General features: G+C 65.5%; 24 protein-coding genes. 13 read left to right on the top strand and 11 right to left on the bottom strand.

Features of this window, described 5'->3' with window-relative positions; genetic code table 11:
• The first annotated feature begins 103 nt into the window (after positions 1–103).
• The 7 genes from ACQKPS_RS03635 (at position 104) to ACQKPS_RS03665 (ending at position 8,147) form a co-directional block, all read left to right on the top strand.
• The gene (locus tag ACQKPS_RS03635; protein WP_427602766.1) at positions 104–1,858 is read left to right on the top strand and encodes an L-lactate permease; all 1,755 of its coding nucleotides are present in this window, start codon (positions 104–106) and stop codon (positions 1,856–1,858) included.
• Positions 1,859–1,975: 117 nt separating this feature from the next.
• The gene (locus ACQKPS_RS03640; protein ID WP_427602767.1) at positions 1,976–3,625 is read left to right on the top strand and encodes an MFS transporter; all 1,650 of its coding nucleotides are present in this window, start codon (positions 1,976–1,978) and stop codon (positions 3,623–3,625) included.
• Positions 3,622–4,764 (top strand): HlyD family secretion protein, encoded by a 1,143-nt coding sequence (locus tag ACQKPS_RS03645; RefSeq protein WP_254485370.1) that lies wholly within the window; start codon positions 3,622–3,624, stop codon positions 4,762–4,764. The genes ACQKPS_RS03640 and ACQKPS_RS03645 overlap by 4 nt, the downstream gene beginning before the upstream one ends.
• A gap of 111 nt (positions 4,765–4,875) precedes the next feature.
• Positions 4,876–5,508 (top strand): hypothetical protein, encoded by a 633-nt coding sequence (locus tag ACQKPS_RS03650; protein WP_283724596.1) that lies wholly within the window; start codon positions 4,876–4,878, stop codon positions 5,506–5,508.
• Between the two features lie 322 nt (positions 5,509–5,830).
• Entirely contained in the window at positions 5,831–7,129 is a 1,299-nt protein-coding gene (locus tag ACQKPS_RS03655) for an MFS transporter (protein WP_176507266.1), read from the top strand.
• 112 nt (positions 7,130–7,241) lie between these two features.
• Positions 7,242–7,547: a hypothetical protein gene (locus ACQKPS_RS03660; protein WP_176507267.1), complete on the top strand. Its 306-nt coding sequence runs from the start codon at positions 7,242–7,244 to the stop codon at positions 7,545–7,547.
• A gap of 48 nt (positions 7,548–7,595) precedes the next feature.
• The gene (locus ACQKPS_RS03665) at positions 7,596–8,147 is read left to right on the top strand and encodes a YbhB/YbcL family Raf kinase inhibitor-like protein (RefSeq protein WP_427602770.1); all 552 of its coding nucleotides are present in this window, start codon (positions 7,596–7,598) and stop codon (positions 8,145–8,147) included.
• Between the two features lies 1 nt (position 8,148).
• On the opposite strand, the gene ACQKPS_RS03670 is transcribed toward ACQKPS_RS03665, so the two are convergent.
• On the bottom strand, positions 8,149–9,081 hold the full coding sequence (locus ACQKPS_RS03670) for a LysR family transcriptional regulator (protein WP_254485367.1): 933 nt from the start codon (positions 9,079–9,081) through the stop codon (positions 8,149–8,151).
• Positions 9,082–9,205: 124 nt separating this feature from the next.
• Between ACQKPS_RS03670 and ACQKPS_RS03675 the strand changes: the two genes are divergently transcribed.
• Positions 9,206–9,466: a DUF2790 domain-containing protein gene (locus tag ACQKPS_RS03675; protein ID WP_427602772.1), complete on the top strand. Its 261-nt coding sequence runs from the start codon at positions 9,206–9,208 to the stop codon at positions 9,464–9,466.
• A 1-nt stretch (position 9,467) separates the two neighbouring features.
• On the opposite strand, the gene ACQKPS_RS03680 is transcribed toward ACQKPS_RS03675, so the two are convergent.
• On the bottom strand, positions 9,468–10,163 hold the full coding sequence (locus tag ACQKPS_RS03680; protein WP_427602774.1) for a tRNA (adenine(22)-N(1))-methyltransferase: 696 nt from the start codon (positions 10,161–10,163) through the stop codon (positions 9,468–9,470).
• A gap of 140 nt (positions 10,164–10,303) precedes the next feature.
• On the opposite strand from ACQKPS_RS03680, the gene ACQKPS_RS03685 reads away from it, so the two are divergent.
• The 3 genes from ACQKPS_RS03685 (at position 10,304) to ACQKPS_RS03695 (ending at position 14,968) form a co-directional block, all read left to right on the top strand.
• Entirely contained in the window at positions 10,304–10,663 is a 360-nt protein-coding gene (locus tag ACQKPS_RS03685) for a RidA family protein (RefSeq protein ID WP_176507272.1), read from the top strand.
• Between the two features lie 59 nt (positions 10,664–10,722).
• A complete protein-coding gene (locus ACQKPS_RS03690; protein ID WP_427602776.1) occupies positions 10,723–12,819 on the top strand; it encodes a TonB-dependent receptor family protein in 2,097 nt (698 codons plus the stop codon).
• A gap of 148 nt (positions 12,820–12,967) precedes the next feature.
• Positions 12,968–14,968: a peptidase U32 family protein gene (locus ACQKPS_RS03695; protein WP_427602778.1), complete on the top strand. Its 2,001-nt coding sequence runs from the start codon at positions 12,968–12,970 to the stop codon at positions 14,966–14,968.
• A gap of 39 nt (positions 14,969–15,007) precedes the next feature.
• Here ACQKPS_RS03695 and ACQKPS_RS03700 read toward each other — a convergent pair whose 3' ends face one another.
• Both ACQKPS_RS03700 and ACQKPS_RS03705 read right to left on the bottom strand, forming a co-directional pair.
• Entirely contained in the window at positions 15,008–16,402 is a 1,395-nt protein-coding gene (locus ACQKPS_RS03700; protein ID WP_283724590.1) for an aspartate aminotransferase family protein, read from the bottom strand.
• An 84-nt stretch (positions 16,403–16,486) separates the two neighbouring features.
• On the bottom strand, positions 16,487–17,335 hold the full coding sequence (locus tag ACQKPS_RS03705; protein WP_254485360.1) for a helix-turn-helix transcriptional regulator: 849 nt from the start codon (positions 17,333–17,335) through the stop codon (positions 16,487–16,489).
• A gap of 491 nt (positions 17,336–17,826) precedes the next feature.
• On the opposite strand from ACQKPS_RS03705, the gene fni reads away from it, so the two are divergent.
• Together fni and ACQKPS_RS03715 are read left to right on the top strand one after the other, a co-directional pair.
• Positions 17,827–18,873 carry a type 2 isopentenyl-diphosphate Delta-isomerase gene (fni, locus tag ACQKPS_RS03710; RefSeq protein ID WP_427602781.1) on the top strand — a complete coding sequence of 349 codons (1,047 nt, stop codon included), beginning with the start codon at positions 17,827–17,829 and terminating at the stop codon, positions 18,871–18,873.
• A gap of 51 nt (positions 18,874–18,924) precedes the next feature.
• Positions 18,925–19,836, top strand: a complete 912-nt coding sequence (locus tag ACQKPS_RS03715; RefSeq protein ID WP_254485358.1) for a LysR family transcriptional regulator — start codon at positions 18,925–18,927, stop codon at positions 19,834–19,836.
• Positions 19,837–19,937: 101 nt separating this feature from the next.
• Here ACQKPS_RS03715 and madM read toward each other — a convergent pair whose 3' ends face one another.
• Genes madM through ACQKPS_RS03750 form a run of 7 tightly spaced genes read right to left on the bottom strand, consistent with a single transcriptional unit; the run spans position 19,938 to position 24,647 of the window.
• Complete coding sequence (gene madM, locus ACQKPS_RS03720) at positions 19,938–20,702, bottom strand: malonate transporter subunit MadM (RefSeq protein WP_427602783.1); 765 nt, start codon at positions 20,700–20,702, stop codon at positions 19,938–19,940.
• 2 nt (positions 20,703–20,704) lie between these two features.
• On the bottom strand, positions 20,705–21,127 hold the full coding sequence (madL, locus tag ACQKPS_RS03725; RefSeq protein WP_427602785.1) for a malonate transporter subunit MadL: 423 nt from the start codon (positions 21,125–21,127) through the stop codon (positions 20,705–20,707).
• Between the two features lie 60 nt (positions 21,128–21,187).
• Positions 21,188–22,108, bottom strand: a complete 921-nt coding sequence (mdcH, locus tag ACQKPS_RS03730) for a malonate decarboxylase subunit epsilon (protein ID WP_427602787.1) — start codon at positions 22,106–22,108, stop codon at positions 21,188–21,190.
• Positions 22,105–22,719: a malonate decarboxylase holo-ACP synthase gene (locus tag ACQKPS_RS03735; protein WP_427602789.1), complete on the bottom strand. Its 615-nt coding sequence runs from the start codon at positions 22,717–22,719 to the stop codon at positions 22,105–22,107. Before ACQKPS_RS03735 ends, mdcH begins: the two co-directional genes overlap by 4 nt.
• Positions 22,719–23,510: a biotin-independent malonate decarboxylase subunit gamma gene (gene mdcE, locus ACQKPS_RS03740; RefSeq protein WP_427602791.1), complete on the bottom strand. Its 792-nt coding sequence runs from the start codon at positions 23,508–23,510 to the stop codon at positions 22,719–22,721. The genes ACQKPS_RS03735 and mdcE overlap by 1 nt, the downstream gene beginning before the upstream one ends.
• On the bottom strand, positions 23,507–24,355 hold the full coding sequence (locus tag ACQKPS_RS03745; protein WP_427602792.1) for a biotin-independent malonate decarboxylase subunit beta: 849 nt from the start codon (positions 24,353–24,355) through the stop codon (positions 23,507–23,509). Before ACQKPS_RS03745 ends, mdcE begins: the two co-directional genes overlap by 4 nt.
• Positions 24,348–24,647 carry a malonate decarboxylase subunit delta gene (locus ACQKPS_RS03750; RefSeq protein ID WP_427602794.1) on the bottom strand — a complete coding sequence of 100 codons (300 nt, stop codon included), beginning with the start codon at positions 24,645–24,647 and terminating at the stop codon, positions 24,348–24,350. Before ACQKPS_RS03750 ends, ACQKPS_RS03745 begins: the two co-directional genes overlap by 8 nt.

Raw genomic sequence — 24,647 nt, forward strand, 5'->3', positions numbered from 1 at the left:
GCCGGCACAGGAGAAAAATTCCTTCCTATACTCCCCTTGGCATCCTTGCGTGCCGACTGCCCAAAAATCGCGATACCTCACATAACAACAATCGAGGTGGCAAATGGTCTGGCAGCAAATCTACGACCCGTTCGCAAGCCCCGTGCTCTCCACGCTGATGGCCGCCGTACCGGTGGTGGTGATGCTGGCGGCATTGGCCTTCTTCCACATCAAAGCGCACATCGCCGCCCTGTTAGCCCTGGGCTCGGCGCTACTGATCTCGATCTTCGCTTTCGGCATGCCGGCCAGCATGGCAGGCTCAGCGGCGTTGTACGGCGCGGCCAACGGCCTGCTGCCGATCGGCTGGATCGTGCTCAACATCATCTTCCTGCACCGGCTGACCACCGAGAACGGCTCGTTCAAGGTGCTGCAGGATTCGCTGGCGCGTATCACCGACGACCGCCGCCTGCAACTGCTGCTGATCGCCTTCTGCTTCGGTGCCTTCTTCGAGGGAGCGGCCGGCTTCGGCACGCCGGTGGCGGTGACCGGGGCGATCCTCATCGGCCTGGGTTTCTCGCCGCTGGCCGCGTCCGGGCTGGCGTTGATCGCCAACACTGCGCCGGTGGCGTTCGGCGCACTGGGCACGCCGATCATCACCCTGGCCAAGGTCACCGGGCTGGATGAAATGGAACTGTCGGCCATGGTCGGTCGGCAACTGCCGTTCTTCTCGGTGATCGTGCCATTCTGGCTGATCTGGGCCTTTGCCGGCTGGCGCAAGATGCTCGAAGTGTGGCCGGCGATCCTGGTGGCCGGGGTGACGTTCGCGGTGCCGCAGTACCTGGTGTCGAACTTCCACGGGCCGATGCTGGTGGACGTGATCGCCGCGCTGATCTCCATGGCCTGCCTCACCGGCTTCCTGCGGGTGTGGAAGCCGGCCAGCGTGCATACCTCGGCGGCGCTCACCGGGCGGGTCGACAACTCCAGGGTCGAAGACGACGGCAAAGCCGCTGCCGCGACGACCTTTACCCAGAGCGACTCGCGCAGCGTGTTCAAGGCCTGGTTGCCCTGGATCATCCTGACCGTTTTTGTGTTCGCCTGGGGCACGGCGGGCTTCAAGAACCTGTTCGACACCCGCCCGGCGCTCGACCCGGCCAGCGGCGCGGCGATGCTCGACCCGCAGGGCAAGCCGCTGCGCGAAGCCAACCCGGTGTTCGCCCCGGTATTCACCTTCGACTCGATCCACCAGCAGATCGAGAAAGTACCACCCGTGGTGCCCGCACCGAAGAAAGAAGACGCCCAGTACAAGTTCACCTGGTTCACCGCCACCGGCAGCGGCATCTTCCTCGCGGCCATCCTCGGCGGGCTGTTGATGGGGTATTCGCCGCTGGAGCTGGGGCGGCAATACCTGCGCACGCTATGGGTGGTGCGCTATTCGCTGATCACCATCGTCGCCATGCTGGCGCTGGGCTTCCTCACGCGCTACTCGGGGCTGGACGCGACCATGGGCCTGGCGTTTGCCGCCACAGGCATCTTCTACCCGATGTTCGGCACCCTGCTCGGTTGGCTCGGCGTGGCGCTCACCGGCTCGGACACGGCCTCCAATGTGCTGTTCGGCGGCCTGCAGCGGGTGACGGCGGAGCAGTTGGGGCTGAGCCCGGTGCTGATGGCGGCCGCCAACAGCTCCGGCGGGGTGATGGGCAAGATGGTCGACGCGCAGTCGATCGTCGTGGCCTCCACCGCGACCCGCTGGTACGGGCATGAGGGCGAGATCCTGCGTTATGTGTTCTTCCACTCGATCGTGCTGGCGGTGCTGGTGGGCTGCCTGGTGACCCTGCAAGCGTATGTGGCGCCGTTCACGGCCATGGTGGTGGGCCATTAAGAGTCAGTGTTGAGTTTGTCAGCGCCTGTGAGATCGAGCGCCGCGCGGGCGGCGCTCGATCTCACAGGCGCAACAAACCTCAAGACAAACACCTGTTCCCACCGTACAGTCAGCGCCATGGACAAATACACCCCACGCCAGTGGCTCCCGCACGAGAAGCCCAGCCTCCCCGGCTCCCCTTCAACGCCCCTGCACACGCCGGCCAAGCGCCTGGCCTATGGCGTGGTCGGCCTGCTGGTGGCCATTACCGGTGGCCTGGGTAACGCCCTGGTCACCGCCAACCTGGTATTCCTGCAAGGCGCGCTGGGCGCGACCAGCGCCGAGATGGCCTGGTTGCCGGCGGCCTATGTGATGACCAACGTGTCGATCAACCTGCTGCTGGTCAAGTTTCGCCAGCAGTTCGGCCTGCGCGCCTTTACCGAGGTGTTCCTGGTGCTTTACGCCCTGGTCACCTTCGCCCACTTGTTCGTCAACGACCTCAACTCGGCCATCGCCGTGCGCGCCGCCCATGGCATGGTCGGCGCTGCGCTCAGTTCGCTGGGCCTTTACTACATGATCCAGGCCTTCCCTGAGCGCTGGCGCCTCAAGGCCATGGTGCTGGGCCTGGGCGCCTCGCAATTGGCCCTGCCGCTGGCGCGGATCTTCTCCGAAGACCTGCTGCAGATCGCCGAATGGCGCGGCTTGTACCTGTTCGAACTGGGCCTGGCACTGGCCGCGCTGGGCTGCGTGTTGCTGCTCAAGCTGCCACCCGGCGACCGCTTCAAGACGTTCGAGCCACTGGACTTTCTCACCTTTACCTTGATGGCCAGCGGCGTCGCCCTGCTGTGCGCCGCGCTGTCGCTCGGGCGTATCGACTGGTGGCTGGAAGCGCCCTGGATCGGCGTCGCCCTGGCCGCTTCGATCGCCTTGATCTTCACTGGCCTGGCGATCGAGCACAACCGCCAGAACCCGTTGCTGATGACCCGCTGGCTGGGCAGTGGCGCGATCATCCGCCTGGGCCTGTGCGTCATCCTGATCCGCATGGTCACCTCGGAGCAATCCACCGGCGCCGTGGGCTTTCTGCAGTTGCTGAACATGGGCAGCGAACAGATGCGCTCGCTGTACTGGATCATGCTGCTCGGCGCGGTGGCGGGCCTGGCCACCAGCGCATTGACCATCGACCCCAGGCACCTGGTGATCCCGCTGTTCATCTCGTTGCTGGCGATGGCCACCGGGGCGTTCATGGACAGCAGCTCGAGCAACCTCACGCGCCCGGCACAGATGTACGTCAGCCAGTTCCTGCTGGCCTTCGGCAGCACCTTCTTCCTCGGCCCGTCCATGGCCCTGGGCATCAGCCACGTGCGCGCCAACCCGCGCAACCTGGTGAGTTTCTCGGTGCTGTTCGGCATCTGCAACAACCTCGGTGGCCTGATCGGCGCAGCGCTGCTGGGCACCTTCCAGACCTGGCGCGAGAAGTTCCATTCCAGCCACCTGATGGACCGCCTCAGCTACCTCGAACCGCTGGTCAATGCCCGCGTGCAAAGTGGCGGCGCCGGTTACGCCGGGGTCCTTGCCGACCCGGCATTGCGCAGCGAGGCCGGCATGCGCGTGCTGGCCAGCGCCGCCACCCGCGAGGCCAACGTGATGGCCTACAACGACGTGTTCGTACTGATCGGCAGCATCGCCGTGCTGACCATGATCTGGATTACCCTTCGCTGCTCCTGGCTCTGGTATGTCGCCCGCCAGGCTGCTTCATCCGACTCCACCTGCGGTACTGCCAACCGATGACCGAACAAACCCGCACCACGACCACCACCGCCATCGCCGAAACCCCGGAAGGCAGCACGCCACCCAGCGAACCGACCAGCCCGGTGCGCACACGGCGGGTGCGCATCCTGTCCTCGATCAGCTTCGCCTGTGTGGCCCTGGCGGGCATCTTGCTGGTGCTCTACGCCTGGAACCTGCCGCCCTTCAGCAGCACCATCGAAAGCACCGAAAACGCCCTGGTTCGCGGCCAGGTGACGATCATCGGCCCACAGCTCAGCGGCTATGTCGTCGACGTGCCGGTGCATGACTTCCAGTTCGTCAAGGCCGGCGACCTGCTGGTGCAGCTGGACGACCGCATCTACAAACAGCGCCTGGCCCAGGCCATCGCCCAACTGCAACAGCAGCAGGCGGCGCTGGCCAACAACCTGCAGCAGCGCAACAGCGCCGAAGCCACCATCGCCCAGCGCCAGGCGGCGATCGGCGATGCCGCGGCCCAGGCGACCAAAGCCAAGGCTGACCTCGGCCGCAACCAGGCCCTGGTCAGCGATGGTTCAGTGTCGCGCAGCGCGCTGGACCTGGCCCGCGCCAGCGAGGCTGCCGCCGTCGCCAGCCTGGCCCAGGCCAAGGCCGCACTGGAAATCGCCCGTCAGGACCGCGAAACGGTGATCGTCAACCGCGCCTCGCTGGAGGCCTCGGTGGAAAACGCCAAGGCCGCCGTCGAACTGGCCCGCATCGACCTCGACAACACCCGCGTCACCGCCCCGCGTGACGGCCAGCTGGGGCAGATCGGCACGCGCCTGGGGGCCTACGTCAACTCGGGCGCGCAGCTGATGGCGCTGGTACCCGATACCCTGTGGGTGATCGCCAACATGAAGGAAACCCAGATGGCCGACGTGCGTATCGGCCAGCCGGTGACCTTCACTGTCGATGCCTTGAACCACCTCAAGCTGTACGGCCATGTGCAACAGATCTCGCCGGCCACCGGCTCGGAGTTCGCCTTGCTGCAGGCCGACAATGCCACGGGCAACTTCGTCAAGATCGCCCAGCGCATCCCCGTGCGTATCACCGTCGACCCCGACCAACCTGATGCTGCGCGCTTGCGCCCGGGGATGTCGGTGGTGGTCAGCATCGATACCCGGGAGCCGCCAGGGCATCATTGAGCGCCGCTTTGTGAACCCTGTCCAGATGCCGTACTGCCATGATTGCGCCGCTCTAGCCCGTGGGTTCTAATGCCGCCCACAGGTTAACTTGCCTTCCAAGGACGCTTGATCATGTACAGGACGATCGCACCGCTGGCGCTGCTGGCCACCCTGGCCGGCTGCTCGGACACCCACAACGCCAACGAGGCCAATTTCCGCAAGGCGGCCCAGGCTTACCTCGACACGCAGTATCCCCATTGCTTCGTGGTCACTGACTTCCCCACCAAGACCCAGGACTTCGACGTCACCGGCACCAACAAGGCGCTGCATGCGCTGGCCGCGGTCGGTATCGTCAGCGAGAAGGAAATCGCCCGCGTCGAAGTGCCGGAGCGCCTGTGGCAGCCGGCCCGCACCGATATCTACTACGCCTACGACCTCACCGATGAAGGCCGCAAGTACTACAAGGCGGGTGCCCAGAAGATGCTCAACGGCCAGAGCCGCGGCGGGCTGTGCTTCGGCAAGGCCGAGGTCACGGCGATCGAGCAGTTCAGCGAGCCGGGCCAGATGAGCGGGCACACCGTTTCCGATGTCACCTATGCCTACAAGGTCACCGGGTTGCCAGACTGGGCGGCCAATGACCAGGTCAGGGCCAACATCCGTGATCTGGGTAATGCGCTGGCGACCCATGAAACGCCGGCGCGGGAAAAGCGCGTGATGGTGCTGACCAACAACGGCTGGGTGCACGAACGGCTGTTCGAGCAATAGCCCTGCGGCGTCTCGTCGCAGGCCCTGGCCCCTTGGGCAAATCGGTCGCAAGCCGTAGAATCGCGCTTCCTTTTCGCCCGTCGCCTTGAACGGTGGCAACCGGCAGCAACGACAGAGTCCAGGCCTGAACACATGACGCCCATGTGAACTAGGCTCAACCGACCCCGCCTGGCCCGGCTCCTTGAGGGCCCAGCGGTTGAGTCTTGCCCAGGTCGCATCCAGCCCAGGCACACCCGTGCACCTTCCTCTGCCCTCGACGGGTCGGTCTGGCGTGCGCGCTCGAAAAGGCGTTTTCCGACCGCCACTCCAACTTGAGGTACGTATGTCTCCGCGTTTGCTGGCCATGGCGCTGGCGCCCCTGCTCGGGCTGTTCATCATTGCCCTGGGCAACGGCTTCATGTCTTCCCTTACCACCCTGCGCCTGGACGCCGCCGGCGAATCGGCAACGACCATCGGTATCGTCTCGTCGACCTATTTCATCGGCCTGACCCTCGGCGCCATCTTCAACGACCGGCTGATCCTGCGCATCGGCCATATCCGCGCCTACACCAGCTTCGCCTCGCTGATCGCCGCGACCATTCTGCTGCAGGGGCTGTTCTATGACGCCACCTGGTGGTCGGTGCTGCGCCTGATCAATGGCTGGGCAGCCGTCGGCGTATTCCTGGTGATCGAAAGCTGGCTGCTGCTGGCCGGTGACGCGAAGATCCGCGGGCGCCTGCTGGCGCTGTACATGATCGCCTTCTATGGCGCCGGCGTGATCGCCCAGGCCGGCCTCGGCGAGATCACCCACCTGGGCGACAGTGCCCCGTTCATGCTGGCCGGCATGCTCGCCGCGTTGTCGGTCCTGCCGATCGTGATCCTGCCACGGGTGTCGCCGCTGCTGGACCAGGTCGAGCCGCTCAAGCCTCGCCAGCTGCTGGGCGTGGCCCCGTCGGGGCTGGTCGGCTGCTTCGGCTCCGGTGTGGTGATTGCCGGCATCTACGCGCTGCTGCCGCTGTACCTGCAGCGCATCGGCCTGGATGTCGGTGAAGTCGGCAACATGATGGCCTGGGTGATCCTCGGCGCCATGCTGCTGCAATACCCGGTGGGGCGCTGGTCGGACCGCAAAGACCGCCAGGATGTGCTGATCGCCCTGGCTGCGCTGTGCATGGTGTTGTCGCTGGTCACCGTATTCCTGCCTTCGGATTCGGCCCTGCTGCCGGCCGTCATGTTCCTGCTCGGCGGCGGCGTGTTCGCGCTGTACCCGGTGGCCGTCAGCCATGCTGCCGACCGCGCCCCGTCCGATGCCCTGGTGCCGATGATCCAGGGCCTGCTGCTGATCAACTCGCTGGGCTCGGCCATGGCGCCGCTGGCCATCTCGCCGGCGATGACCGAATTCGGCGAAGTGGGGCTGTTCTGGGCCTTTGCCGTAGTCAACCTGGGGATGGTGTGCTTCTTCCTCTGGCGTCGCGGCAAGCGCCCGGCAGCAGAGCACCCGGCACCGTTCACGGCGTCGACCACGTTCTCGCCGACCGGCGCGGAACTGCGGGTGACCGAGGACCTGATGCATGCAGCGCAGGAGCATCCGCCGCTGGAACCGGTAACGCCCCCTGCGCCGAGTGCGCAGCCAGAAGCCAAGTAATGCAAGGGCCGCAATCGCGGCCCTTTTTTTTCGACCGCCCGTCGCCCGTCGGGCACCCCGCCCGCCTCGACGAGCCAAACGAATGACAGATCATCCCTCCAGGAGACGTGCCATGATCCGCATTCACTCGCTGTTGCTCGCCCTTGCCTTGGGTACCGCCGCTGCCACCAGTTACGCCGCCACGGACACGACCCATACCGACAGCCATCCGCAAACCGATCAGCGTGGCGGCAAGACTGCCGGTGAAGGCAGCAGCGTCAACAGCCCGGGCAGCGGCCGCGCCAATGACAGCAGCGACACCGGCAGCAACTCGGACGCCGCCGATGGCGCAGCCGGTGGCTCCAATAGCACCGGTGAAGCCACAGGCTCAGGCGCCGGGAGCACCGGGGGCAACGCCGAAGACCAGGACAGCCGCTGACCCTCAACTGGTCTACACTGCGGCGCATGGCCCTGCCGAGGAATCGCCATGAACCTCACACCCTGGCTGCTCGCCGCCTTGCTGCCCTGCGCTGCCCTGGCTGCCGGTGGCGACTCTGCCGCGCTGTCGATCAGCTCGTCGTCCTTCACCGATGGCGGTGTCATGGGCCTGCAGCAGGTCGGCCCGGACCCCGCCTGCGGCGCCGGTGAGGGGCGCACACCGCAGCTGAGCTGGAAGAACCTGCCTTTTGGCACGCAATCACTGGCCCTGGTGATGTTCGACCCGGACGGTGGCAAGGGCATCGGCGTGGTGCACTGGCTCGCCTATGACATCGACCCGGCGCTCAATGGCCTGGAGGAAGGCGCCGGCTGGAAGACCAGCGAGGCGCTGATCGTCGGGCGCAACTCGCACGGCACCATGACCTATCGTGGCCCTTGCCCACCGGCCGGGGACAAGCCGCACCACTATGCACTGACCCTGATCGCCACCGACCTGCCGCTGGGCACCTTGCCGCAGGAACTGGATCGCGGTGGCTTGATGGAGTTGCTCAAAGACCATGCGCTCGGCGCGCAGAGCCTGGTCGGCCGTTACGGTCACTGATTCATCGCCAGAACTGGGGGTCGTCGACAATGCGCTCATGGCTCGCGAACAACCCCGGCAGCTGTTCCTTGAGGTAGTCGATCCAGGTCCGCACCTTGGCATCCAGGTAATGCCGCGACGGGTAAATCGCATACAGCGCATTCTCACGTAAGCGGTACGGCGCCAGTAACCGCCGCAAGCGCCCCTGCTCGATGGCCTGGCTGGCGGTATAGAACGGCAACAGGCCAATACCCATGCCCAGTTCGCTGGCCACCAGCATGGCGTCGGCGACATTGGTCAGGAAGCTGTCGCGCGGGGCGATCACGCACTGGTCAAGGCCTTGCGGGAATATCCAGTCACCTTCATGCATCGGGTAAGCCATGCGCAGGCAGCGGTGCTCGTGCAGGTCTTGCGGCCGCTCGGGCACGCCATGGGTTTCAAGGTAACTGGGCGCCGCACAGGGGATGCTGAAGATCGTGCCCAGCGGCACGGCAATCAGCTGCGAATCGGGCAAGGCCTCGTCTACGGTAATCACCACGTCATGCCCCTCGGCCAGCGGGTCGGGGTTGCGCTGGGACAGTGTCAGCTCGATGGCCACCTCCGGGCACAGCTTGTTGTAGCCAGCCACCAGCGGCATCAGTAACAGGCCCAGGCCATGCGGACAGTGCAGACGCAGGCAGCCTCGTGGCGTGAGGTGGGCGCCGCGTGCCTCGTCCACGGCCTCGTCGGTCAGTGCCATGATCTGCCGCGCCCGCTCCAGAAAGCGCTCGCCCGCCTCGCTCATCCGCAAACGCCGCGTGGTGCGATGCAACAGGCGGGTCTGCAACTGGTTCTCAAGCTCCGCGACGATCCGCGACACCTGTGCTGCGGAAATGTCGAGGGCATTGGCGGCAGCGGCGAAACTGCCGCACTCCACCACCCGGGTAAAGGTACGCATTGCGTGCAGCATGTCCATGGCGCCGGGCTCCTTGAGCACTCTCATTCGTACGTTACAGGTAGCAATCTATCACGACTTAGCCCATTTATTGAGGATCACCATTGAATACATCATTGGTAAAACATTGAAAAAGGAGCCTGCCATGAAACCTTCGATTGCTTTTGTCGCCCTGTCTGCCGCCCTTGCTTCATTCGGCGCTTTCGCCGACGCCTCGGCCAGCCAGCCCGTCGCCAGCCACTATGAATACGGCATGCCGCTGGATGTGGCCAAAGTTATCTCGATCACCCCGCCCAGCAACGCCGCCGACTGCCAGGTCGGTACCGCGCACATGGTTTATGTCGACCATCAGGGCCAGAAACGCGAAATCGACTACCGCGAAATGGGCAACTGCTCGCAGCAGTGAGTCAGTTCAGTACCTCGTTGATCCAGCCAATCTGCCGGGCGAAGTCACGCAGCTTTTCCTGCGGGATGGCACCGCGGGCACGCTCGAAGTTGGCCAGGCTCTGCTGCTTCTGACGCAGCATGCGCTGCCACTTGGTCAGGAATGCCGGGCTTTTCTCACGCATCAGCAGCGGCCCGAAATACAGCTCTTCGGCACGGTAGGCCACCGCATCGGCGGGTTCGGCCACGATGATCTCGTAGTCGAAACGGTTTTCCCGCAGCAGTTCTTCGCTGACGATCCGGTAGCCGTTGCGCATCAGCCAGCTGCGCAGTTCGCACTCATCGCCATTGGGCTGCAGGATCAGCCGCTCGTGGCCGTTCAGGCGCGCCTTGCCACGCTCGAGAATCTCGCACATGGTCTTGCCTCCCATGCCGCACAGGCTGATGGCGGTGATGCGGTCGCTGGCCTCGATGGCCTCCAGGCCGTCGGCCAGGCGCACGGTGACGGTTGCCGTCAGGCCGTTGCGCCGCACATTGCGCTGGGCCGAGGCATAGGGCGTCTGCGCCACCTCACCGGCCACCCCGGCTTCGATCACCCCACGCAGCGCCAGTGCCACCGGCAGGTAGCCGTGGTCCGAGCCGATATCGGCCAGCCGTGCGCCCTGCGGCACATGCGCCGCCACACGCTCCAGGCGCATCGATAATGTCTGTTCGTTCAACGCCAACCCCTTGCTCGACAATCGGCGGCGATTCTGACCGCCGGGGCGCGGTATTTCAATGCATAAGCGCCCACCGGCTCGACCCTTGCGACCGGCTCGCGTAGGCTTGCCGCTTTCCTTCCGTTGCAAGGCGAACCCCCATGGCAGATCTTATCTACACACCGGATTCCGACGCCGAGTCCATTTCCTCCGACGTCGCTGAGTACAACGGTATCCTGGTTACCACGCAGATTCCGGCCGACCTCGATGCCGACATCACCGGCCAGAGCGAAAGCACCCTGCAGGCCCTGAAAGACGCCCTGGAAAAGGCCGGCAGCGGCATGGACCGGGTCATGCACCTGACCATCTACCTGACCGACATGGCCGACCGTGCTGCCTTCAACGAGGTGTACCAGCGCTTCTTCAGCAAGCCGTGGCCCGTGCGTGCTGCGGTTGGCGTAGCTGCACTGGCCTACCCGGAAATGCGCGTCGAAGTGACCGCCATGGCCGCCAAACGCTGATTGCCGTTTTACCGGCTCCGCCGCCAGGCGGAGCCTTCTTCCAGAAAGCAGGACGCTGCATGCAATTCCCCCCTTTTCGCCGCAAGGCCCTGATCGCCCTGCTGCCCGGCCTGTGCCCACTGGCCCAGGCCGAACCGGTCACCTCCTTCAATCTGCTGGAACCGGTGGTGGTCACCGGCACCTACGCCCCCAACCCGAGCTTCGACCTGCCCTACTCCATCGATACCGTCGAGCGCCAGCAGATCGCCGATGGCCAGCTGGGCGTCAACCTGTCGGAAGCACTCAACCGCGTACCTGGCCTGGTGGTGCAGAACCGCCAGAACTACGCCCAGGACCTGCAGGTATCCTCGCGTGGCTATGGCGCCCGCTCGGCCTTTGGCATTCGTGGCATCAAGCTGCTCAGCGACGGCATCCCGGCCAGCACCCCGGATGGCCAGGGCCAGGCCGCATCGCTGAATCTGGATGTGGCTGACCGTATCGAAGTGCTGCGCGGCCCGGCGTCCGCCATTTATGGCAGCAATGCCGGCGGCGTGATCCAGATGTTCTCCCGCGATGGTTCGGGGCCACCCAAGGTGGGCGCCGATACCACCTTCGGCAGTGATGGCTTCAACAAGAACCACCTCTACAGCGAAGGCGGCAGCGAACAGGCCGGTTTCCTGGTCGATGCCTCGCGCATGGACACCGACGGCTACCGCGACCACAGCGCCGCGCGCCGCGACCAGACCTTCGCCAAGGTGCACGTCAAGCCCGATGAAGACAGCCGCCTGGCGCTGATCTTCAGCACCCTGGAGCAGAACGGTACCGAAGACCCTCTCGGCCAGACCTGGGATGCCTACAAGCACGACCCGCGCTCGGTGGCGGCGCGCGCCGAGGAATACGACACGCGCAAGAGCATCCACCACCAGCAGGTGGGCATGAACTATGAGCGCTACTTCGGCGAGGCGACCTTGCAGTTCAACCTGTATGGCGGCAAGCGCAGCGTGATTCAGTACCTGTCGATCCCCAAGGGCACACCGGCGAACAACCGCGGCGGCGGCGTGGTCGACTTCGACCGCGAGTTCCATGGCGGCACCCTGCGCTGGATCCAGCCGGTCAGCGCCGCCCCCGGCAACCTGACCCTGACCTTCGGCGCCGACTACGACCGCAGCCGCGACGACCGCCGTGGCTACCAGAACTTCAGCGGCGACACCCTGGGTGTGAAAGGCGACCTGCGCCGTGACGAAAAAGACACCGCCACCAGCCTCGACCCTTATGTGCAGGCCCACTGGGAACTGGACCGCTGGACCGTGGATGCCGGCTTGCGCCACAGCAGCATGGAGATGGAGGTGGACGACCACTTCCTGGCCAACGGCGATGCCAGCGGTTCGAAGAAGTACCAGCGCACCACGCCGACGCTGTCGGTGATGTACGCCTTCACCCCCGACCTGCATGGCTACATCAGCGCCGGCAAGGCCTTCGAGACGCCGACCCAGGCCGAGATGGCCTACGCACCCGGTGCCCTGGAAGGTTTCAACTTCGGCCTCGAACCGGCCACCAGTACCCAGTACGAGGTGGGGCTGAAGATGCGCCCGGACGAACGCACGCGGATCAACGCAGCCGTCTTCGAGATCCGTACCGAGGACGAGATCGTGGTCGCGGCATCGACCGATGGCCGCACCAGCTACCGCAATGCCGGCAAGACTCTGCGTCGCGGCTTCGAGCTGAGCGTGCAGCGTGAACTGAACCCACAGTGGCAGGCCAACCTGGCCTACACCCTGCTCGATACCACCTATGACGAGGCCTTCACCCAGGGCACCACAACCATCGACAAGGGCAACCAGCTGCCCGGCGTGCCGCGCAGCAGCCTGTTCGGCGAGCTGGTGTGGAAGCCGCGTAATGGCATCAGCATGGGGCTCGAGGGGCAGTACCGCAGCAAGGTGTACGTCGAGGACACCAACGACCAGCACGCAGCACCAGGTTATGCGGTGTTCAACTGGCGTACGCAGTTCCAGCAGCAGGTCGGGCCGTGGACCTTCCACCAACTGGTACGCCTGGACAACTTGCTCGACCGGCAATATGTGGGGTCGGTGATTGTCGGCGATGGCAATGGCCGGTATTACGAGGCGGCGCCGGGCAGGTCCTGGTATGCCGGGGCTGGGCTCGAATACCAGTTCTGAGCCTTTGGGGCTGCTTTGCAGCCCTTTCGCGGGCTTGCCCGCGAAAGGGCCGGCACTGGCTGCACACCTCTCGGCACTCAAAGATGCCACCAGCCCAATTCACCGCTACAATGCCGCCCTAACCGTGACAGCCCGAACCTATAACGACATGTCCCTTCCAAAGAATCACCTGGAACTGCTCAGCCCTGCCCGTGACGTGGCCATTGCCCGCGAGGCGATCCTGCACGGCGCTGATGCCATCTATATCGGCGGCCCGAGCTTCGGCGCGCGCCACAACGCCTGCAACGAGGTCAGCGACATCGCCGAACTGGTCGAGTTCGCCCACCGCTACCATGCACGCGTGTTCACCACCATCAACACCATCCTCCACGACAACGAGCTGGAACCTGCACGCAAGCTGATCCACCAGCTCTACGACGCTGGCGTCGACGCGCTGATCGTGCAGGACCTGGGGGTGATGGAGCTGGATATCCCGCCCATCGAGCTGCATGCCAGCACCCAGACCGACATCCGCACCCTGGAACGGGCCAAGTTCCTCGACCAGGCCGGTTTCTCCCAGCTGGTACTGGCCCGCGAGCTGAACCTGCAGCAGATCCGCGCCATCGCCAGCGAGACCGACGCGGCCATCGAGTTCTTCATCCACGGTGCGCTGTGCGTGGCTTTCTCCGGCCAGTGCAACATCTCCCACGCCCAGACCGGGCGCAGCGCCAACCGGGGTGACTGCTCACAGGCCTGCCGCCTGCCGTACACCCTGAAAGACGACCAGGGCCGCGTGGTGGCCTTCGAGAAGCACCTGCTGTCGATGAAGGACAACAACCAGACCGCCAATCTGGCCGACCTGGTCGATGCCGGCGTGCGCTCGTTCAAGATCGAAGGCCGCTACAAGGACATGGGCTATGTGAAGAACATCACCGCCCACTACCGCAAGCAACTCGACGCCATCCTCGAAGGCCGCCCGGAACTGGCCCGCGCCTCCAGCGGCCGTACCGAGCACTTCTTCCTGCCCGACCCGGACAAGACCTTCCACCGTGGCAGCACCGACTACTTCGTCACCGACCGCAAGGTCGACATCGGTGCCTTCGACTCGCCAACCTTCACCGGCCTTGCGGTCGGCGTGGTAGAGAAAGTCGGCAAGCGTGACCTGCAGGTGGTCACCGACGTGCCGCTGACCAATGGCGACGGCCTCAACGTGCTGGTCAAGCGCGAGGTGGTGGGCTTCCGTGCCAACATCGCCGAGCCACGTGGCGAGTTCGAGGAAGACGGCCAGAAGCGCTACCGCTATCGCGTCGAGCCTAACGAGATGCCGGAAGGCCTGCACAAACTGCGGCCGAACCACCCGCTGTCGCGTAACCTCGACCACAACTGGCAGCAGGCCCTGCTACGCACCTCGGCCGAGCGCCGGGTTGGCGTGGAGTGGCATGCGGTGCTGCGCGAGCAGCGCCTGATGCTGACCGTCAGCAGTGAAGAAGGCGTCAGCGTGCAAGTGGCGCTGGATGGCCCGTTTGGCGCTGCCAACAAGCCGCAGCAGGCCCTGGACCAGCTGCACGACCTGCTCGGCCAGCTGGGCACCACGATGTACCACGCCAACCGCATCGAGCTGGATGCACCGCAGGCGTTCTTCATCCCCAACTCGCAGCTCAAGGCCCTGCGCCGTGGAGCCATCGAGGCGCTGACCGAGGCCCGGGTGAAGGCGCACCCACGTGGCGGGCGCAAGGCCGAGACCACGCCGCCACCGGTGTACCCGGAGTCGCACCTGTCGTTCCTGGCCAACGTCTACAACCAGAAGGCCCGCGACTTCTACCACCGCCATGGCGTGCAGCTGATCGACGCGGCGTACGAAGCCCATGAGGAACACGGCGAAGTGCCGGTGATGATCACCAAGCACTGCCTGCGCTTCTCGTTCAACCTGTGCCCCAAGCAGGCCAAGGGCGTCACCGGCGTGCGTACCAAGGTGGCGCCGATGCAACTGATCCAGGGCGATGAAGTGCTGACCCTGAAGTTCGACTGCAAGCCGTGCGAGATGCATGTGATCGGCAAGATGAAGAACCACATCATCGACCTGCCGACCCCGGGCAGCGCGGTGGCTCAGGTGGTGGGGCACATCAGCCCGGAAGACCTGCTCAAGACCATCCCGCGCGGGATGCATTGATGGCTAGGGGCTGCTTTGCAGCCCCGACAATCTCAACCCTTACAACAACCCCAGCCCGCGCGCAGTGCGATCCACCGCAATCCGGGTCTTCTCCACCAGCTCATCCAGCTCGCTGTGGTTGGCCACCAGGGCTGGCGCCATGATCATTCGCCCCAACGTCGAACGAATGATCACCCCCTCCTCGAAGCCATAGGTCCGGCACTGCCAAGCCAGGTCGTTTTCATTGGCATAACGCTTGCGGCTGCCCTTGTCTTCGGCAAATTGCAGCGCCGCCACCAGGCCGGCGCCTTGCACCTGGCCAATCAACGGGTGGTTGGCGAACACCTCGCGCAGGATCCGCTGCAGATAGGGCCCGGTGTCTTCCTTGACCTGGCGCACGATGCCTTCGTCGCGCAGCGCCTTGAGGTTGGCAATGGCCACTGCCGCCGCCACCGGGTGGCCGGAGTAGGTCAGGCCATGGGCGAACACGCCGCCACGCTCGACCAGGGCTTCGGCAATGCGCTTGCTCAGCACCAGCCCCCCCATTGGCACATAACCCGACGTCAGGCCCTTGGCGATCGACAGGGTATCCGGCTCGAAGCCAAAGTATTCGTGGGCAAACCACTCGCCGGTACGGCCAAAGCCACCGATCACTTCGTCGGCACACAGCAGCACGTCGTACTGCCGGCAGATACGTTGGATTTCCGGCCAGTAGCTTTCCGGCGGGAAGATCATGCCACCCGCGCCCTGGAACGGCTCGGCGATGAACCCGGCGACGTTCTCGGCACCCAGTTCGAGGATCTTCTCTTCCAGCTGCAGGGCGCAGCGGCGGCCGAATTCGGCCGGGGTCAGGTCACCGCCAGCGGCGTACCAGTACGGTTCATCGATATGCGCCACGTCCGGGATCATCCCGCCCATTTCGTGCATGAACTTCATGCCGCCCAGCGCGGTGGCCGCCAGGGTCGAGCCGTGGTAACCGTTCCAGCGGCCGATCATGATCTTCTTGCCTGGCTGGCCGACCACCTGCCAGTAGCGGCGCACGGTGCGGATCAGGACTTCGTTGGCTTCGGAGCCGGAGTTGGTGTAGATGGCGTGGCTGTAGTGGCCCGGCAGCAGGCTGAACAGCAGTTCGGACAGCTCGATCACCGCCGGGTGGGTGGTGTGGAAGAACATGTTGTAGTAGGCCAGCTGGTCCATCTGCGCGGCGGCAGCGGCGGTCAGGTCCTTGCGGCCATACCCGAGCTGGGTGCACCAAAGGCCTGACATGCCGTCCAGGTAGCGCTTGCCGTCGCTGTCCCACAGGTGCAGGCGCTCGCCACCGACCATCACCCGCGGGCCCTCGGCGTTCAGCGCCTTCTGGTCGAGGAATGCGTGGATGTGGTGGGCGGCGTCGCCGGCCTGGTAGTCACGGGTATCGCGCTGGGCTTGCAGCGTGGCTTGGAACGGTGCGTTCATTGTTGTTCTCCGGGGTAAAACGCGGCGTGCAGTTGGCCCTGCCAGACCGCTGACAGTAAAAAACGGGTGGGGTGAAACGGCGCTTCAGCGCCTTCGCAGGTAGCTTTCCAGCGGGTCCTTGCTCAGGCCTTCCTGGGCCTGGGCGAGCGAGTCGATGAACAGCGAAAACAGCTCGGACTGCTTGGCGATATCGAGCTTGGTGTAGAGGTTCTTGCGGTGGGTCTTGACCGTGTCCTCGCTGATCCCCAGGCGCTCGGCCAGGGACCGGGTCGAGTGGCCGCGCAGCAGGTACTGGGCGATGCGGCACTCGCGTTCGGTGAGCAGCGAAGAGCCGAAGTTGTTCAGCGCGGCGCTGATCTGCCGGCCCAAAGCGCTCTCGAAACGCCCACCCAGGGCGTCGACATCAAGGTGGCTCCACTGCCGCCGCACCGTTGCCACCACCCACGGCGCCACGCACTTGAGGTCACTGACCTGCTGACGGCCCAGGCGGCGGGTGCTGGCCAGGGCCACGGCGATGGTCAGGTGCTCGTCGAGGGGGACGATGAAGTTGAGTTCGTCTTCCAGGTGGGCGTGCTGGTAGAACGCCAGGTAGTACTCGCTTCGCTTGAAGTGGTCAGGGGCGACGTCACTGAGGCGGTAGCAACCGGGGCCGATGCCGTCCATGCAGGCCCGGTAGAACGGGCATAGCAGGTAGTAGCCTTCGAGGTACTTGTGGATATTGCCTTCCGGTAGCCACGGTCCCTCCTCGTCCTTTTCGAACAATGCCGAGGGCAGGCCCTTGCGCGGATAGAGGAACACGGTAATGGCCTGGCACGGGGCAATCAGCCTGAGCGCAGCGAACAGCGCCTCGACGAAGCCCGGCGAGCCCTGGGCGTCGACGACACGGGCCATCTGCGCGTACCAGTCGGGCGATTTCAGCCGGTCTTTGCTCATTGTCGTGGTCCCATGCCGGGGTTGTTGTGGTTGGGATTCTTGCATGGGGCCGTGGTGCAGGCCATCACCCTTCGGGGTGAGGTTGGCAGGTGTTCGCCGACAGCCTTGCAGCGCCTATCAGATCGAGCGCCGCCCGCGCGGCGCATCGCGGATAAATCCGCTCCTACATTCGTTGCAACGTGGCCATGCCTGTGAGGCCATGGTTGTCAGCCGGTTTGCAAGGCTCAAGTCATGCGCCAGGCTGGCAACCATGGCGTAACAGGTTCGGCACGTTGCAACAAATGTAGGAGCGGATTTATCCGCGATGCGCCGCGCGGGCGGCGCTCGATCTGACAGGCGCTGCACGGCTATCGGCGAACCCCTACGCACCCTTCCCCAACCCACAAAGGAACCACCAACACGCGCTGCTGCCTGATGCTGTACCAATCTTCAACTTAGCTATACAAGACCAACATCGTTGTACAATTGCTGCCCCTCAACATGGAGCCGGCATGAAGAAAAACCCACTGAGCCAACGCAAGGACGATCACCTGGATATCGTCCTGGCCGCCGGCAACAACACCCTTGGCGCAGACCCCGGCTGGTCGTCAGTGCGCTTCGAACATTGCGCATTGCCGGAAATGGCCCTGGATGACGTCGACCTGGGCACTGAGCTGTTCGGCTGTGCACTGGGCGCCCCGCTGTTGATCAGTTCCATGACCGGCGGTGCCGAACGTGCCCGTTTCATCAATCACCATCTCGCCGAAGCCGCCCAGGCACTGGGCATCGCCATGGGCGTTGGCTCGCAGCGCGTCAGCCTGCGCAGTGGCCAGGACCAAGGCCTGACCGGCGAGCTGCGCCACCTGGCACCCGATGTGCCGCTACTGGCCAACCTCGGCGCTGCCCAGCTGCGTGAGGCCGACGGCCTGGACCTGGCACGCCGCGCCGTCGACACCTTGCAGGCCAATGCCCTGATCATTCACCTGAACCCCCTTCAGGAAGCCGTACAGCCAGAAGGCGACCGAGACTGGCGCGGTGTGCTGCAACACATCGAAACCTTGACCCGCCAGTTGCCAACGCCGGTGATCGTCAAGGAAGTCGGTGCCGGCATTTCTCCCCAGGTGGCGCGCCAGCTCTGCGATGCGGGCGTTGCCATGGTCGACGTGGCCGGTGCCGGCGGTACCAGCTGGGCAGCCGTGGAGGCCGAACGCGCCGGCAATGCCGCTGAGCGCGAGGTCGCCCTGGCGTTCGCCGACTGGGGCATCCCGACCGCGCACTGCCTGCTGGCGGTGCGCCGCGCCGTGCCGGAAATCGGCCTGATCGCCTCTGGCGGCGTGGCCAACGGCGTCGATGCCGCCAAGGCCATACGCCTCGGTGCCGACCTGGTAGGCCAGGCTGCCAATGTCCTCAGTGCCGCCGTGATCTCGACCCAGGCCGTGGTGGAACATTTCGAGGTTGTTCTGCGCCAGTTGCGCATCGCCTGCTTCTGTACCGGCTCGCGCAACCTTGCGCAACTGCGCCGGGCACGCTTGCTGCCTGGCAACCTGACGCCGCCATGAGGCGTGCGGCTGTGGCATGATCAGCGCCTCCCTTCATCCTGGCGCGCGTGCATGCTGATCGACGAAGAACTGACCCTGAAAAAGCTCGAGACCTTCCTCGCCTTCATGCGCAGTGGCAACCTCGGCCGCGCCGCCGCCGAGCTGTCCACCAGTGCGGTCAGCGTGCACCGCGCCATCCACTCCCTGGAAAGCGCGTTGCGCTGCCCGCTGTTCAAGCACGAAGGTCGCCAGCTGATCCCGCTGGAAAGCGCCTATGTGCTGGAGAAGAAAGCCCGCCAACTGATCCAGGACGCCGAACAGATGGTCCGCCAGACCCGCGAAGCCGCCGGTTTCTATGCCGAGCGCTTCCGCCTTGGCGCGCTGTACTCGCTGACCGTCAAGACCGTTCCGAAGCTGGTGATGGGCCTGAAGCTGCGGCGCAGCGAACTGAACATCGACCTGACCCTGGGCTCGAACGTCGACTTGCTGCAACGCCTGAAGAACCACGAGCTGGAAGCCATTCTGGTATCACTGGACGAAAGCGCGGCGGACCCGGCCTGCGAACAGCTGCCGCTGTTCTCCGACGATATCTTCCTCGCCGTGCCCACCGATTCACCGTTCGCCGAGCAACAGGAAGTGGACCTGGCGGACCTGGCCGACTCCACCTTCATCACCCTGACCCAGGGTTTCGCCACCCACCGTGATGGCGCCCGGGTGTTCCAGCAGGCAGGGTTCGAGCCAAAGGTCGCGATGCAGGTGAACGACATTTTCACCCTGCTGAGCATGGTCAGTTCGGGCGTGGGGTTTGCCCTGCTGCCAGGGCGCATCGCAGCGGTTTACGAGAACCGCGTGAAGCTGATTGCGCTGCAGGCGCGGTATCGCTTGCAGCAGCATATAGGGGTGGTGTTTTTGAAGGCTCGGGAGCGGGAGCCGAATCTGCTGGCCTTGTTGGCAGAATGCCGGATGTACAGCCGAGACAATTGAGTCGGGCCATTCGCGGCTAAAGCCGCTCCTACAGGGATAGCCTCCGCATCGAGGGCCGCGCGGTACCTGTGGGAGCGGCTTTAGCCGCGAAGAGGCCGGTCCTAGCCAACCAATCCCCTGACACAGAAGTACAGCACTGAAGGCCCCAACAGGCATCCCAGCCCGGTGTGGAAGGTCGCGGTCAACGCACCGTAGGGCACCAGCCGCCGATCAGTCGCCGCCAGCCCAGCCGTCACACCCGACACAGTCCCGGCCAACCCACCAAACACCATCGCCGAGCGCGGATTGTCCAACGCCAGCAACCGGGCCGAAACCGGCGTGAACACCATCACCAGGATCGCCTTGATCAACCCGGTGGCAATCGACAGCGCAACCACATCCGAACTCGCCCCCAGCGCCGCCCCGGTCACCGGCCCGACGATATAGGTCACCGCCCCGGCGCCGATGGTGGTCATGCTCACCGCATCCCGGTAGCCAAAGGCATAGGCCACCACGCAACCGACGATGAATGGCAGCACCGTACCCAGCAGCAGCGACACCGCACCAATCAACCCGGCCTTGCGCGCCTCGGTGGCCTGCACCTCGAAGGCCGTGGCAACGATGGCGAAGTCGCGCAGCATGGCCCCGCCCATCAGGCCGATGCCGGAGAACAGCGCCATGTCGGCCAGGCCTTTCTGGCCGCCGGTCACGGTACCGCCCACCCAGGCCAGCACCAGGCCAATGACGATGGCGATTGCCGAGCCATGCACCCGGCCAAACGTCAGGTACTTCGACAGCAGCACCGACAACCACATGATCCCGCCAACCACCGCAAAGGCGGTGACCAGGCCGTTATGCTCCAGGGCATTGTCAATGATTGGCCACATGATCAGTGCCCTCCTGCAGGGGCGGCCTGCGCATTGGCAACCTCCGGCGCATCAGGCGCCGGCAGCGGTTCGCCGCGATGGCTGCGGCTGATCACGGCAATGGTCAGCCCGCACACAAGCACCGCTCCGATCGCCGCCAGCAGCGCCACCGGCCCGCCGTGCAAGGCGGTCACCACGTTCTGCTGGGCGGCCATGGCCACCACCACCGGGATGTACATGGCGCCCCAGAAGCCGACACCGAACTCGCACTCCTTGCTCATGCCGCCATTGCGGTGCATGTACAGCCGTGCGCAGATCAGCAGGATCATGGCGATGCCGACCCCGCCCACATTGGATTTGACGCCCAGCAGCACGCCCAGGAAGTCGCCGACGATAACGCCAGCCAGCGTGCATACCGCCAGCAGAGCCACACCATAGATGATCATTGTTGTTGTCCTCAGCTTGAGTCGAAGTTGCTTGTTGTTGTTCTTCGAGTTGCAGCGCCGTCATCGGTTGTCGGCCACCTCCTGGCGCAACAGCGCGTCGACGGTATCCCAACGGGTGGCGTCGAGGGCAACCACCCTGCCCTGTTCGAACACCGGGCGGGCCAGGCCGCTGAGCACGCTGCCCGGCGGTATTTCCACCTGCAGGCGCACGCCGCGCTCATAGGCGTTGCGCAACGTAGCACGCCAGTCGACCAGCCGGGCCATGTTGCCGGCCAGGTCATCGCGCAGGCGTTGTGGATCGAAGATCGGCCGCGCACTGCTGCCGCTCAGGTAAGTGATGCGCGGGCGACGCAGTTCGACGCTGGCAAAGGCAGCTGCCAGCTCGGCGGCGGGGCCGTCGAGCAACGCGCAGTGGGATGGCACACTCACCGCCAGGCGTCGGGCCACGCCCTGGCCACGTTGGCGAGCCCTGGCAGCGACCTCGGCCATGGCGGTGTCGCTGCCGGCGATGACGATCTGGTTGTCGCTGTTGAGGTTGGCCAGGTACACCTCACCGCCCACCTCGGCCAGCAAGCCTTCGACACTGCTCAAGTCGAGGCCGTTGAGGGCGGTCATGCCATAGCCCTGCGGATAGGCCCGCTGCATCAGTTCACCACGCAGGGCCACCAGGCGCACCGCATCGGCAAACGCCAGCGCCCCGGCGGTCACGGCGGCGGGATAAGCGCCGATGGACAGGCCGGCAACATAGCCCGGTGCCGGGCTGCGCTGCAGCAACCAGCGTGCCCAGGCCACCCCGGCCAGCAGCAGGCACAGCTGCACGGCGCGGGTCGACTGCAATGCCTGCGTACTGTCGAGGGCCAGAACCTGTTCGCCCAGCGCATCACTGGCCTCTTCCAGCAACGGCCTGGCGCCCTCGGGCAAGCGTTGCAACATGCCTGCCTGTTGCGCGCCCTGACCAGGGAAGGCAAACAGGCTGCTCACGCTGCAGACTCCAGCACATGCCAGGGGTCCGCTATCAGGCGTGCGCCATGGCACGATTTGAGCAGAATCCGGCGCGCCATGCCGGCCCATTCACGCAGGGCGACCGCACCCGCCGGCGTCTCCAGTTGCACATCGATCCGGCATGGGCCGCAGTCCAGAATGTCGAGCAACTCGCGCGCCTTCGCCCGGGTCATGCGCTGGGGTGTACGCACCAGCAGATCGAGGTCACTGGCGCCATGCACCACGTTGCAGCCGGTGGCCAGCTGGTAACCGACGCCCCCGGTCGGCCCCCAGGCCAGCCCGCTGGCATCGAGCACCGGCGCCACCGAGGCCAGCGCCCGCAGGGCTGGCCACGCCCCGTCACCTGCGCCGCGCAGCGCCTCGGGGCTTGTTTGCCGGTGGATATCACGTAAACGCATCAGCACCCCCAGGCGCTGCTCACGGCCCTGCCCGCGCACGCCCACGGCCACCCAGCCGCTGGCGCAGGCGGCACGCCGCACCACCACCGGCTGCCCGGTGGCCAGTGCCTGCACGGCCCAGGCAGGCGCGTCGCCAGGCAGGCCGGCTGCGGGCATGCCCCAGAGCAGGTCATGTGGCTGCGGCTGGTTCATCAGGCCTCCTGCCACTGGCTGCGCAGGCGTGCGCGTACGTCGCGCGAGGCACTGCGGTTCTCACCGTTCAACCGCGATGCCAGGTCAGTCGAATGGCCGATATCACGCACGGCGTCGGCCAGGCAGGCACGCACCTGCGCAATGTCGGCAGCATTCGGCGCCTCGGCACTTGCGACCTGCAGGCGCCGCCACAGCAAGCCCAGCGAGGCGTAACTGGCGAGGTCATAGGCCATCGGCGGCACCTCGGCGGCCAGCGCCTCCAGTTGCTCGACACTGCGCAGGGTGATGCGTGCCGCTGCCGCCTTGCCCATGGCATGCACCATCACCCCGCTGTCATCCAGGGCGATCAGCCGTTGCGCCTGGTAGCCGTGGGCCAGGAAGGCACCGGACATGGCCTTGCCGACCAGAAGGCCAATCACCGGGTGCCCCGCCAGGCGCGCTTGCGCGTAAGCCTGCACAGCGCCAGCCAATGCCTGATGAATCCCCAAGGCTTCCTCGCGTCGGCCATAGGCCTGGCTTGGCACATCGATGACGGCAACGATGACGCGCTTTTCACCCTCGCGGTCCAGTTCGACCGCATCGCTGACAGCCTTGGCCAGGCCCCAGCCTTCCAGCAGGCCGACTTCGCCCGCACGCGCTCTTGGGAACGGGTTGTGTGCGTCCGGCACTACCGCAATGAAGCGCGCCAGGCGGTTGTCCAGTTCGCCATCGACCACTCGCAACGAGGCGGGATAGCCTGCCAGCGGTCCGCCCGCGGCCAGGCCGGGCAGCCAGTTCAGGGCACGGTTCATGGGGCATCTCCTTGGTAGAGGGCACGCACGGCGGCGGCGTCCAGTTGCGGGCAGTCGGCGCCCAGGCTGGCCAGGCGTTGCAGATACCAGGCGTGGCGGTTGGCGCGGTTGGCCGACGGCGCGTCCAGCAGCTGCAGCAATTGCTGGCGCAGGCTGTCGACGTCGTCTGCGGCAAAGGCATCCACCAGGCCGCTGGCGTACCGTTGTTCGCCACCGGTCAGGCTCCAGATGAAGGGGCGGTCCTTGGCGTCGTACTCGGCGATACCGGCCTCCTGCTCGATCACTTGCGGGCCATTGAGGCCCAACCGCGCCTCGCGGGTGACCAGCAGGTGGCTGCACAGCCCGGCCGCGATGGACATGCCACCGAAGCAACCGACCGAGCCTGCGATCAAGCCGATCACCGGTTGATGGGCGCGCAGTTCGACAATCGCCGCCTGGATCTCGGCAATCGCTGCCAGGCCGAGGTTGGCCTCTTGCAGGCGTACGCCGCCGGTTTCCAACAGCAGCACGGCGCAGGTGGGGATGCCGTTGCGGTTGTCCTCGATGGCCAGCTCCAGGGCGCCGGCAATCTTGGCGCCACCCACTTCGCCCATGCTACCGCCCTGGAAGGCACCTTCGATGGCGGCGAGCACGGTCTGGCGGCCATTGAGCCGGCCCTTGGCGATGACCACGCCGTCATCGGCCTGGGGCACGATGCCTTGGTGCGGCAGCCACGGCGACATCAGGCGGTCGAACGGGCCGAGCAGTTCGCGGAAGCTGCCAGGGTCGAGCAAGGCGCGAGCGCGTTGGCGAGCGCCCAGCTCGACGAAGCTGCGGTTTTGCAACAGGCGGGCGGTGTCAGTCACGGGCAATCTCCTCCAAGCCTTGCTCCAGGCGCAGGCGCACCACGCCTGGGGTAGCGCCGAAGTCATGGATGTCGATCTTCACGGCAGGTAGCGTGCGGCCGTCGAACAGGCGCTGGAACAGTTGGCTCCAGCGGGCGCTACTGCCGTTGACCGAGGTGACCACCTGGATCTCCAGGCGGCCGGCGCTGCCGGGTTCGATCAGCACTTCCAGGTCGCCGGAGCTGACGCAGCCGACCAAGGTGCGGCCGCGGCCAGGTTCGGCGGCGGGGAATTGAAAGTTCAGGGTTTCCAT

This window comes from Pseudomonas sp. NPDC086566 (genome assembly GCF_050280885.1).
Taxonomy (GTDB): domain Bacteria; phylum Pseudomonadota; class Gammaproteobacteria; order Pseudomonadales; family Pseudomonadaceae; genus Aquipseudomonas; species Aquipseudomonas vlassakiae.

Excerpts from the sequence above, each read along its gene's own strand:
- ACQKPS_RS03695 (WP_427602778.1), top strand. The coding sequence starts at position 12,968 with ATGTCCCTTCCAAAGAATCACCTGGAACTGCTCAGCCCTGCCCGTGAC.
- ACQKPS_RS03685 (WP_176507272.1), top strand. The coding sequence starts at position 10,304 with ATGGCAGATCTTATCTACACACCGGATTCCGACGCCGAGTCCATTTCC.
- ACQKPS_RS03640 (WP_427602767.1), top strand. The coding sequence starts at position 1,976 with ATGGACAAATACACCCCACGCCAGTGGCTCCCGCACGAGAAGCCCAGC.
- ACQKPS_RS03705 (WP_254485360.1), bottom strand. The coding sequence starts at position 17,335 with ATGAGCAAAGACCGGCTGAAATCGCCCGACTGGTACGCGCAGATGGCC.
- ACQKPS_RS03650 (WP_283724596.1), top strand. The coding sequence starts at position 4,876 with ATGTACAGGACGATCGCACCGCTGGCGCTGCTGGCCACCCTGGCCGGC.
- ACQKPS_RS03735 (WP_427602789.1), bottom strand. The coding sequence starts at position 22,719 with ATGAACCAGCCGCAGCCACATGACCTGCTCTGGGGCATGCCCGCAGCC.
- ACQKPS_RS03655 (WP_176507266.1), top strand. The coding sequence starts at position 5,831 with ATGTCTCCGCGTTTGCTGGCCATGGCGCTGGCGCCCCTGCTCGGGCTG.
- ACQKPS_RS03750 (WP_427602794.1), bottom strand. The coding sequence starts at position 24,647 with ATGGAAACCCTGAACTTTCAATTCCCCGCCGCCGAACCTGGCCGCGGC.
- ACQKPS_RS03690 (WP_427602776.1), top strand. The coding sequence starts at position 10,723 with ATGCAATTCCCCCCTTTTCGCCGCAAGGCCCTGATCGCCCTGCTGCCC.
- ACQKPS_RS03635 (WP_427602766.1), top strand. The coding sequence starts at position 104 with ATGGTCTGGCAGCAAATCTACGACCCGTTCGCAAGCCCCGTGCTCTCC.
- ACQKPS_RS03665 (WP_427602770.1), top strand. The coding sequence starts at position 7,596 with ATGAACCTCACACCCTGGCTGCTCGCCGCCTTGCTGCCCTGCGCTGCC.
- ACQKPS_RS03675 (WP_427602772.1), top strand. The coding sequence starts at position 9,206 with ATGAAACCTTCGATTGCTTTTGTCGCCCTGTCTGCCGCCCTTGCTTCA.
- ACQKPS_RS03700 (WP_283724590.1), bottom strand. The coding sequence starts at position 16,402 with ATGAACGCACCGTTCCAAGCCACGCTGCAAGCCCAGCGCGATACCCGT.
- madM (WP_427602783.1), bottom strand. The coding sequence starts at position 20,702 with ATGTGGCCAATCATTGACAATGCCCTGGAGCATAACGGCCTGGTCACC.
- ACQKPS_RS03670 (WP_254485367.1), bottom strand. The coding sequence starts at position 9,081 with ATGGACATGCTGCACGCAATGCGTACCTTTACCCGGGTGGTGGAGTGC.
- ACQKPS_RS03715 (WP_254485358.1), top strand. The coding sequence starts at position 18,925 with ATGCTGATCGACGAAGAACTGACCCTGAAAAAGCTCGAGACCTTCCTC.
- mdcE (WP_427602791.1), bottom strand. The coding sequence starts at position 23,510 with ATGAACCGTGCCCTGAACTGGCTGCCCGGCCTGGCCGCGGGCGGACCG.
- madL (WP_427602785.1), bottom strand. The coding sequence starts at position 21,127 with ATGATCATCTATGGTGTGGCTCTGCTGGCGGTATGCACGCTGGCTGGC.
- fni (WP_427602781.1), top strand. The coding sequence starts at position 17,827 with ATGAAGAAAAACCCACTGAGCCAACGCAAGGACGATCACCTGGATATC.
- ACQKPS_RS03660 (WP_176507267.1), top strand. The coding sequence starts at position 7,242 with ATGATCCGCATTCACTCGCTGTTGCTCGCCCTTGCCTTGGGTACCGCC.
- ACQKPS_RS03645 (WP_254485370.1), top strand. The coding sequence starts at position 3,622 with ATGACCGAACAAACCCGCACCACGACCACCACCGCCATCGCCGAAACC.